Here is an 8642-nt window from a genome sequence, read left to right on the forward strand (position 1 = left end):
AGCGGTTTCTCCTCTGGTGCGGGGCACCTCGATCGTGCAACGATCCCTTCACATCGCGGGCGGCGCTGCGTCGTGATCGGACCCAGGCGGGTGTCACGGGTCGCCGTCCGCTCAAAGGAGGGACACCCCCGTGAGACTCAACCGACGGGCCGGTCGACGACCGGCCCCGATGGCGCTGGCCGTCGTCGCCACGGCTGCGCTGGCGGCCTCGGTGACCGCCGGCGCCCAGGCCGCCCCGCCGAGTTCGGAGGCCACCGCGCTCTACCTGGTGCAGACGGTGAGCGACCCCATCGCCACGTACGCGGGCGGCGTCAGCGGCTACACCGCGACCCGGCCCGCCGCGGGCGAGCGGGTGGACGCCCACTCGGGCGCCGCGAAGCGCTGGCGTGACCGGCTGCGCGGCGAGCACGACGCCGCGCTGCGCGGCGCCCGCGTCGACACCGGCCGCAAGGCCCATGACTACGGGGTCACGTTCAACGGGTTCAGCGCCCGGCTCACCGCGACCGAGGTCGCGCGCCTGCAGGCCGGCGGCGGCGTGCTGCGGGTCTGGAAGAGCGAGCAGCTGCACGCCGACACCACGACCACCCGTGACTTCCTGGGCCTGACCGGCCCCGGCGGGGTGTGGAGCAAGCAGTTCGGCGGCGACGCGCACGCCGGTGAGGGTGTCATCGTCGGTGTCATCGACTCCGGCATCTGGGCGGAGAACCCGGCGTTCGCCGCGCTGCCGACCCCGCGGCCGGATCAGCGCACCATCGACAAGAAGTGGAAGGGCACCTGCGACGCCGGTGTCGAGCAGCCGGTGGCCTGCAACAACAAGCTGATCGGCGCCCGCTACTTCCACGACGACGCCAACGTCAACGACGCCGAGTTCCTGTCGCCGCGTGACTACAACGGGCACGGCTCGCACACCGCCTCCACCGCCGCGGGCAACTCCGGCGTGGCGGCCAGCATCAACGGCGGCTCGGTCGGCACGATCTCCGGCATGGCCCCGGCCGCCCGGATCGCGGCGTACAAGGTGCTGTGGCACAACCCGGCCGCGGGCAACTCCTCCGGCGGCACGGCCGACATCGTCGCCGCGATCGACGCCGCGGTCGCCGACGGCGTGGACGTCATCAACTACTCGATCTCCGGCTCGCGGCAGTACGTCGTCGACCCGGCGGAGATCGCGTTCCTCAACGCCGCCGCCGCGGGCGTCTTCGTCGCGGCCTCGGCGGGCAACTCCGGTGACACGCTCGGCGCGGGCAGCGTCGCGCACAACTCGCCGTGGCTGACCACGGTCGCGGCCAGCACCCACGACCGCGGCAACACCAAGACGGTGACCCTGGGCAACGGCGCATCCTACACCGGTGTCGGGGTCGGCCCCGGCGTCGGCCCGGCCACGCTGATCGACTCCACCGTCGCCGGTCTGGCCGGTGCGGACCCGGCACTGGTGAACCTGTGCTACCTCGGCACGCTCGACCCGGCGAAGGTGACCGGCAAGATCGTGCTGTGCGACCGGGGCGGCAACGCCCGGGTCGAGAAGAGCGCGGCGGTCGCCCAGGCGGGCGGCGTCGGCATGGTGCAGGCCAACACGAGCAGCGCCCAGTCGCTGAACGCCGACTTCCACGCGGTGCCCAGCGTGCACCTCGACGCGACGGCGGGCGCGGCGGTCACCGCGTACGCCGCGACGGCGAACCCGACCGCGACCATCTCCGCGGTCAGCACCGACCCGGTGCGGGCGCCGGCCATGGCGGGCTTCTCGTCCTACGGCCCGTCCCTGGCCGGCAACGGTGACCTGCTCAAGCCGGACATCACCGCGCCCGGCGCGGACGTGATCGCCGCGGTCGCGCCGCCGAACAACGGCGGCAACAACTTCAACTCGCTGTCGGGCACCTCGATGTCGTCGCCGCACATCGCCGGCATCGCCGCCCTGATCAAGAGCAAGAACCCGAAGTGGTCGCCGATGTGGATCAAGTCGGCCATGATGACGACCGCCAAGACCAAGGACAACACCGGCGCGCCGATCCAGTGGTCGCAGGGTGACGCCACCCCGCTCAACTACGGCTCCGGCCACGTCGTGCCGGGCAGCGCCTTCGACCCCGGTCTGGTCTACGACTCCACGCCGGAGCAGTGGCTGCAGTACGCCTGCGGCATCGGCCAGCTCCAGCTGATCACCGAGCCGGCGTTCTGCGACTCGGTCGGCTCGATCGACCCGAGCGACCTGAACTACCCGTCGATCGCGGTCGGCGACCTGGCCGGCTCGCAGACCGTCACCCGCCGGGTGACCAACATCAGCAAGAACTCGTCGGTGTACGCCGCGCAGGTCACCGCGCCGGCCGGCTTCAACGTCACGGTGTCGCCGAAGACGCTCACCGTGCCGCCGGGTGCGACGAAGTCGTTCAAGGTGACCATCACCCGCACCAGCGCCACCGCGGGCACCTGGGCGTTCGGCTCGCTGTCCTGGTCGGACCTGCGTGGCCACAAGGTCACCAGCCCGATCGCGGTGCGCTTCTCGGCCCTGGCCGCCCCGGTCGAGGCGACCGGCACCGGCACCAGCGGCAGCACCGCGCTGGCGCTGCGCACCGGGTACGCGGGCACGCTGACCACCTCGGTCGGCGGGCTGACCGCCGCCGATGTGAGCAGCCTCGCCTTCGACGGGCCGAGCGCGACCTTCACCCCGGTGGTGTCGGGCTCGACCAAGAAGGTCACGGTGACGGTCCCGGCCGGCACCGCGACGGCGCGCTTCTCGACGTTCGACGCCGACGTACCGGCCGGCACCGACGTCGACCTGCACGTGTTCCCGGCCGGCAGCACCACCGGCGAGGTGGCCACCAGTGACGGCGGCACCGCGCAGGAGTCGGTGACCCTGCCCGAGGGCAGCTACGACGTGTACGTACACCTGTTCGCGTCGGCCGGCGCGCTCACCGTGCCCGGCCACGCGTGGGTCGTGCCGTCCACGGCGGCGGGCAACCTCACCGCCACCCCGGCCAGCCAGCCGGCCACCGTCAACGGCTCCGCGACGGTGACCGCGACCTGGTCCGGGCTGACCGCGGGCGTGCGCTACCTCGGCGTGCTCTCGTTCGGCGACGGCACCGCGCCCGTCGGCCGGACGGTCCTGGCGATCACGGGCTGACCTGCTGATCCGATCAAGGGCGCCCTTCCGGTCACGTGCCGGGAGGGCGCCCTTTCCCGTCCGCTCCTCCGCGTGGGGGAGCGGTCCGCTCGCCCGCGCGAGCGATCACCACGCCTGCCCGGAACCCCAGGATGGACCCATCGAGCCCATCGACCCGGGGAGAAGAAGATGACCATCGCCCGTGCCTTCGTCGCCGCGCCGCTGCTACTGCTGGCGTACGGCGTCATCCGCATCATCGACGGCTTCGACGGCGTACGCGGACCCGGCGTCGCCTGGACCACCGGCCATCTCGCGTTCCTGCTGGCGCTGGTGCTGTTCGTGCCGATCCTGTGGACGATGCGGCGGCTGGCGGGAGCGGGCCGGGCGGCCACCGCGGCGGCGGTGACCGGCTTCGCCGGGATCGCGGCGCTGGGCGTGCAGTTCACCATCGACATCGTGGTCGGCCTGCTGGCCTCGGACAAGGCGGACATGAGCCGCATGTCCGGTGCGATCTCGGACCTGCCGGGCGTGGAGCCGGTCGTGTACGCGTTCGGGCCGGTGCTGTTCTACGCCGCGCAGGTCTGGCTGGTCACCCAGCTCGCGGTGCAGCGCCGGGTCAAGGCGTGGACGCCGGTGCTGGTGCTCACCGACATGATCCTGCCGTTCGTGAACAAGGACCTGATCCCCATCGGCGCGATCTGCCTGCTGATCTCCTTCGTGCCACTGATCCGGATCCTCCGCAGCCCCCAGACCGCCCCCGCCGCCCCGACCCTCACCACCGCCGTCAGCGCCGGATGATCGCGATCCCGTGCCATGATCTGCAGCCGGACTGCAGGTCATGGCACCAATCCGCGATCTTGCCGGAGGATGGGCGGGCAGCCGGTGGCCGGTGGGGCTGGCTAGGCTGGGCGACCATGCGACGCGAGCGGTGGTGGGACCTCGGCCTGACCGGGCTGGTGCTGTTCGCCCAGTCGGCGCCGTTCCTGGTGACGCAGCCGGAGCAGGGCGGCGGGTGGCCGCTCACGGCCTGGCTGCCGGTGCTGCTCTCCGCGCTGCCGGTGCTGGTGCGGCGGCGGTGGCCGGCGACCTGCCTGCTGCTGTCCGCGGTCGGCGTCGGCCTCTACGGACTGGCGGACACCGCCCCCGCCCAGCCCATCTGGTACGGCCCGCTGATCTGCATGTACGCCGTGGCCTACCAGTCGTCGCGGGCGATCCGCATCGCGTCGCTGGCGGTGACGGCGCTGGGCATGCTGGTCGCCATCAACTCGCTGAACACGGCCGTGCGCGAGCTGTCCACCTGGTCGGCCGCGTACGCCCTGGGCGCCCTGGCCCGCGCGCGTCGGGAGACCGCCGAGGCCGCCGAGCGCCAGGCGGCCGAGCTCGCCGCCGAGCGGGAGCGGGCGCGCATCGCCCAGGACCTGCACGACATCCTGGGACACGCGTTCAGCCTGATGGTGGTGCAGGCCGAGGCGGGCGGCGCGGTGGCCCGCAGCGACCCGGACCGCGCCGAGCGCGCGTTCGACGCGATCTCCGCGGCGGGGCGCGACGCGATGACCCAGCTCCGCACGACGGTGGGCGCGCTGCGCGAGGCCGAGCGGGCGCCGCAGCCGACGCTCGCCGACCTGCCGGAGCTGCTCCGGCAGGTGGAGCAGGCCGGGCTGACGGCGCGCCTGGTGGAGCACGGGCCGCGGCGACCCGTGCCGGCGCAGGTGCAGCTCGCGGCGTACCGGCTGGTCCAGGAGGCGACCACCAACGTGGTGAAGCACGCGGGCGCGGCCTCGGTGGAGGTGGCTCTCGACTGGCGGCCGGGGGAGCTGGCCGTGACCGTCACCGACGACGGGCGCGGCGCCGCGGACCGGCGACCCGCCGGTGGGCACGGCCTGACCGGCATCGCCGAGCGGGTCGCGGCGGCGGGCGGCAAGGTGGTGTTCGGGCCCGCGCCGGCGGGCGGATTCCGGGTGGAGGCGGTGTTCGGATGATCCGCGTGGTGGTCGCCGACGACCAGGAGCTGGTGCGGGCGGGGTTCGCCACGATCCTGTCGGTGCAGCCCGACATCGAGGTGGTGGCCGAGGCGGGCGACGGCCGGGCGGCGATCGCCGAGGTCGAGCGGCACCGGCCGGACATCGCGCTGCTCGACATCCGGATGCCCGAGCTGGACGGCATCGAGGCGGCCCGGCGCATCTGCGCGGACACCGCCACCCGCGTGATCATGCTGACCACGTTCGACTCCGACGAGTACGTGTTCGAGGCGCTGCGCGCCGGGGCCAGCAGCTTCCTGCTCAAGGACGTACGCCGCGACGACCTGCTGCACGCCGTGCGGGTGGTGCACGAGGGCCAGTCGCTGCTGGCGCCGGCCGTCACCCGGCGGCTGATCGACGACGTGCTGGCCGTGCACCGCCGCGAGGGCCGGGCGCACGCGCGCCCGGTGGCGGGGCTGGACCAGCTCACCGACCGGGAGCGGGAGACGCTGGTGCTGCTCGGCCGGGGACTGTCCAACGCGGAGCTGGCCAGGGCGCTGTTCGTCAGCGAGAACACGGTCAAGACGCACGTCAGCAACGTGCTGAGCAAGCTCGGGCTGCGCGACCGGGTGCAGGCGGTGATCTGCGCGTACGAGTCGGGCCTGATCGCGCCCGGCGGCTGAGGCCCGTCAGGCGACGGTCAGCACCATCCGGAAACGGGCCTTGCCGCTCATCATCCGGTCGTACGCGGCGGCGGCGTCGGCCAGCGGCGCCTGCTCGATCATCGCCGCGACGTCCTGGTCGACGGAGAAGCGCAGGTTGTCCTCGTTCTCGATCGCGCTGCCGGTGATCTGGCCGGTGATCCGGATGACACCGGACAGCAGCGCGAACGGGGTCACCTCCATCGGCTCGAACGAGGCCCCGACCACCATGAGCGTGCCGCCGCGGGCCAGGCCCGGGATCAGCGCCGTCATCGACGCGCCGCTGACGGCGGTCGCGAGCACGACGTCGGCGCCGCCGAGCGCCTGCAGCGCCGCGCCGACGTCCCCGGCGGTGCTGTCCACATAGTCGTGCGCGCCGAGCTGCCGGGACAGCTCCTCCTTGCCGGTGCCGCGGGCGATGGCGACGACCCGGGCGCCCATCCGGCGGGCGTACTGCACGCCGAGGTGGCCCAGCCCGCCGATACCCTGCACGGCGACCAGCGAGCCGGCCCGCACACCGGCCTTCAGCAGCGCGTTGTACGTGGTGAACCCGGCGCACAGCAGCGGCGCCGCGGCGACGGCGGACAGCTGCTCGGGCAGGCGCACCAGGCCGGACTGCCGGGCGTAGACGTACTCCGCGTAGCCGCCGTCGACGGTCACGCCGGTCACGGGCTGGTCCTGGCAGCCGGTGAAGTCGCCGCGGCGGCACGGGTCGCAGACGCCGTCGTGGCCGCCGAGGTAGCCGACGCCCGCCCGGTCGCCGACGTTCCAGCGGGTGACGCCCTCGCCCAGCGCGTCGATCCGCCCGGCGATCTCGTGGCCGGGCACCCGCGCGGGCTCGTCGTCCGGATGGGGGTGCACGGCGAAGGCATCGGTGTGGCACACCCCGCAGGCCTCGACCTTGATCCGGACGTGGCCGGGGGCAGGGTCGACCAGCTCCCGTTCGGCGAGGCGCAGGCTCCCGTCCGGGGCGACTTCGACGGCTCGGTACGTGGTCATCCCGTCATCTCCGGTCTCTGAGCAGCGAGCCGGGTCCGGCAGCGGACGGCCGCCGGTCGGTGTCGCCCCATTTTAGGTGGGTATGCGGTAGCGACGGGCGCCTACCGCCGCTTGAGACGGGTCGCAGTTGACGCAACCTATCGGTTGCGATAAGTTCAGTAGCAACCGAACGGTTGCTACTGAGGAGGCTCTCATGGGATTCCCCGACCGGATCGAGCGCACGCTGGAGCTGCGCCAGCCGCCGGAGCGCGTCTGGCAGGCACTGACCACCGCCGAAGGGCTCGGCACCTGGTTCGGCCACAGCGCCGAGGTCGACCTGCGGGTCGGCGGGCTGGTCAAGCTCACCTGGGACACCGGCGACGCCGCCACGCTGACCATCGAGCGGGTCGAGCCGCCGCACGTCTTCGGCTACACCTGGAGCATCAACGGGCTGCCCGAGGGCGACCCGCGCCGCACCTACGTCGAGTTCACGCTGGAGCCGCGCGGCGACGGCACCACGCTCACCATGGTCGAGTCCGGGTTCGCCCAGGTGCCCGACGAGGCGCACCAGAAGGCGTTCTCCGGCAACACCGACGGCTGGGCGCACGAGCTGGGCGAGCTGGTCGCCTACCTCGATGGCCGATCCTGACCTGGAGGCCGTGGCCCAGGAGGTCTTCACCGCGCTGGCCGATCCGAGCAGGCGCAGCATCCTCGCCGCGCTCGCAACGGGGGGACCGGCCACCGCGACCGACCTCGCCGCCCGCCTGCCGATCACCCGGCAGGCCGTCGCCAAGCACCTCGGCCTCCTCGCGGAGGCGGGGCTGGTGGTGGCCGAGCCGGGTGAGCGGCGCCGGGTGCGCTTCCGGCTGGACTCCGCGCCGATGAAGGTCGCGCAGCAGTTCCTCGCCGCGCTCGCCCGCGACTGGGACGGCCCGCTCGCGGCGCTGCGGCGCGAGCTGGAGTGAGGCCGCGAGCGGGAGTGAATCAGCCGCGGGCTGGTGCCGCACTGATCGAGGATGCATGATGTCCGGCGTGGCATCGGCGAGCGGAGCACAGGTGACGAAGGTCGTGGCGAGTCCCGCGTTCTGGTGGCGGGCGGTGCTGGTCGTCGTGGGCGTGCTGGGCCTGCTCTCGGGCACCCACCGCCTCACCTTCTACACCACCCAGACCACGGTGCTGACCCTCGCCTACTTCGGCGCCGGGCTGTACTGGGCGGTTCGGCGCGGCACCGCCGACCCGGCCGCGCCCCGGCTGCGCGGCGCGGTCACCCTCTGGATCATGATCACGGCGCTGGTCTCGCACTTCGTGAACAACCACGGCGCCAACCCGCTGCCCGGCCTCACCGACGCCGACCCGGCGACTGCCCTGGCCAACCGCTCGGTGTTCGTGCTGCACTACGTGCTGCCCGCGATGGTCCTCATCGACTGGCTCGGCTTCGGCCCGCGCCGCACCGCCCGCTGGCGCGACCTGCCCCTGTGGCTGATCTGGCCGACGGCGTACGTGCTGCTGTCGGTGTTCCGCGCGCTCGCCTTCCCCGAGGTGCAGAACCGCTACCCCTACGCGTTCCTCGACCCGACCGAGGGCGGCTACGGCGGGGTCGTGCTCGGCGTGCTGCGCCTGGCCGTGGGCATCATCGCGCTCGGCGCGGCCCTGATCGGCCTCGACCGGCTCCTCTCCCGCCGCCCCGCCGTCGCCGCGCTCACTCCCGACCCGGCAACCCCCGACGCGGCCACCGAGGCACCCGCCCCCGCCACCACCTGACCACCCGAAAGGAAGGGCACCTTCTTAACGCTATGCGTAGAGGAAGGTGCCCTTCCCAACAGTGAGGATGATGTGTGGGAGTCCTCCCGGTCCGGTCTGACCCTCTTCCCAACTGACCTCGGGTCTTGGACGGGATCTGTCGACCGGTGCCGG

At 73.1% G+C, this 8642-nt stretch carries 8 protein-coding genes; 7 read left to right on the forward strand and 1 reads right to left on the reverse strand.

Going from position 1 to position 8642, the window contains the following annotated elements; genetic code table 11:
* Window positions 1-130: 130 nt before the first annotated feature.
* The 4 genes from AB0J67_RS22385 (at window position 131) to AB0J67_RS22400 (ending at window position 5732) form a co-directional block, all read left to right on the forward strand.
* Window positions 131-3112, forward strand: a complete 2982-nt coding sequence (locus AB0J67_RS22385) for a S8 family serine peptidase (protein WP_363485347.1) — start codon at window positions 131-133, stop codon at window positions 3110-3112.
* A gap of 168 nt (window positions 3113-3280) precedes the next feature.
* On the forward strand, window positions 3281-3889 hold the full coding sequence (locus AB0J67_RS22390; RefSeq protein WP_363485348.1) for a hypothetical protein: 609 nt from the start codon (window positions 3281-3283) through the stop codon (window positions 3887-3889).
* Between the two features lie 116 nt (window positions 3890-4005).
* Window positions 4006-5070, forward strand: a complete 1065-nt coding sequence (locus tag AB0J67_RS22395) for a sensor histidine kinase (protein ID WP_363485349.1) — start codon at window positions 4006-4008, stop codon at window positions 5068-5070.
* Window positions 5067-5732 (forward strand): response regulator transcription factor, encoded by a 666-nt coding sequence (locus tag AB0J67_RS22400; RefSeq protein WP_363485350.1) that lies wholly within the window; start codon window positions 5067-5069, stop codon window positions 5730-5732. Before AB0J67_RS22395 ends, AB0J67_RS22400 begins: the two co-directional genes overlap by 4 nt.
* Window positions 5733-5738: 6 nt before the next feature.
* Here the strand turns inward: AB0J67_RS22400 and AB0J67_RS22405 are convergent, their stop codons facing one another.
* The gene (locus AB0J67_RS22405; RefSeq protein WP_363485351.1) at window positions 5739-6749 is read right to left on the reverse strand and encodes an alcohol dehydrogenase catalytic domain-containing protein; all 1011 of its coding nucleotides are present in this window, start codon (window positions 6747-6749) and stop codon (window positions 5739-5741) included.
* A 193-nt stretch (window positions 6750-6942) separates the two neighbouring features.
* Here AB0J67_RS22405 and AB0J67_RS22410 point away from each other — a divergent pair, with 193 nt between their 5' ends.
* The 3 genes from AB0J67_RS22410 (at window position 6943) to AB0J67_RS22420 (ending at window position 8489) form a co-directional block, all read left to right on the forward strand.
* On the forward strand, window positions 6943-7377 hold the full coding sequence (locus AB0J67_RS22410; RefSeq protein WP_363485352.1) for an SRPBCC domain-containing protein: 435 nt from the start codon (window positions 6943-6945) through the stop codon (window positions 7375-7377).
* Window positions 7364-7693, forward strand: coding sequence for a metalloregulator ArsR/SmtB family transcription factor (locus AB0J67_RS22415; protein ID WP_363485353.1), 330 nt, complete (start codon window positions 7364-7366; stop codon window positions 7691-7693). The genes AB0J67_RS22410 and AB0J67_RS22415 overlap by 14 nt, the downstream gene beginning before the upstream one ends.
* 91 nt (window positions 7694-7784) lie before the next feature.
* Window positions 7785-8489: a Pr6Pr family membrane protein gene (locus AB0J67_RS22420; protein ID WP_363485354.1), complete on the forward strand. Its 705-nt coding sequence runs from the start codon at window positions 7785-7787 to the stop codon at window positions 8487-8489.
* Window positions 8490-8642 lie beyond the last annotated feature (153 nt).

Origin of the sequence: Catellatospora sp. NPDC049609 (assembly GCF_040675365.1) — a bacterium.
In the GTDB taxonomy this organism is placed as follows: Bacteria; Actinomycetota; Actinomycetes; order Mycobacteriales; family Micromonosporaceae; genus Catellatospora.

Coding starts and splice junctions, on each gene's coding strand:
- AB0J67_RS22390 (WP_363485348.1), top strand. CDS start 3,281: ATGACCATCGCCCGTGCCTTCGTCGCCGCGCCGCTGCTACTGCTGGCG.
- AB0J67_RS22395 (WP_363485349.1), top strand. CDS start 4,006: ATGCGACGCGAGCGGTGGTGGGACCTCGGCCTGACCGGGCTGGTGCTG.
- AB0J67_RS22400 (WP_363485350.1), top strand. CDS start 5,067: ATGATCCGCGTGGTGGTCGCCGACGACCAGGAGCTGGTGCGGGCGGGG.
- AB0J67_RS22405 (WP_363485351.1), bottom strand. CDS start 6,749: ATGACCACGTACCGAGCCGTCGAAGTCGCCCCGGACGGGAGCCTGCGC.
- AB0J67_RS22410 (WP_363485352.1), top strand. CDS start 6,943: ATGGGATTCCCCGACCGGATCGAGCGCACGCTGGAGCTGCGCCAGCCG.
- AB0J67_RS22415 (WP_363485353.1), top strand. CDS start 7,364: ATGGCCGATCCTGACCTGGAGGCCGTGGCCCAGGAGGTCTTCACCGCG.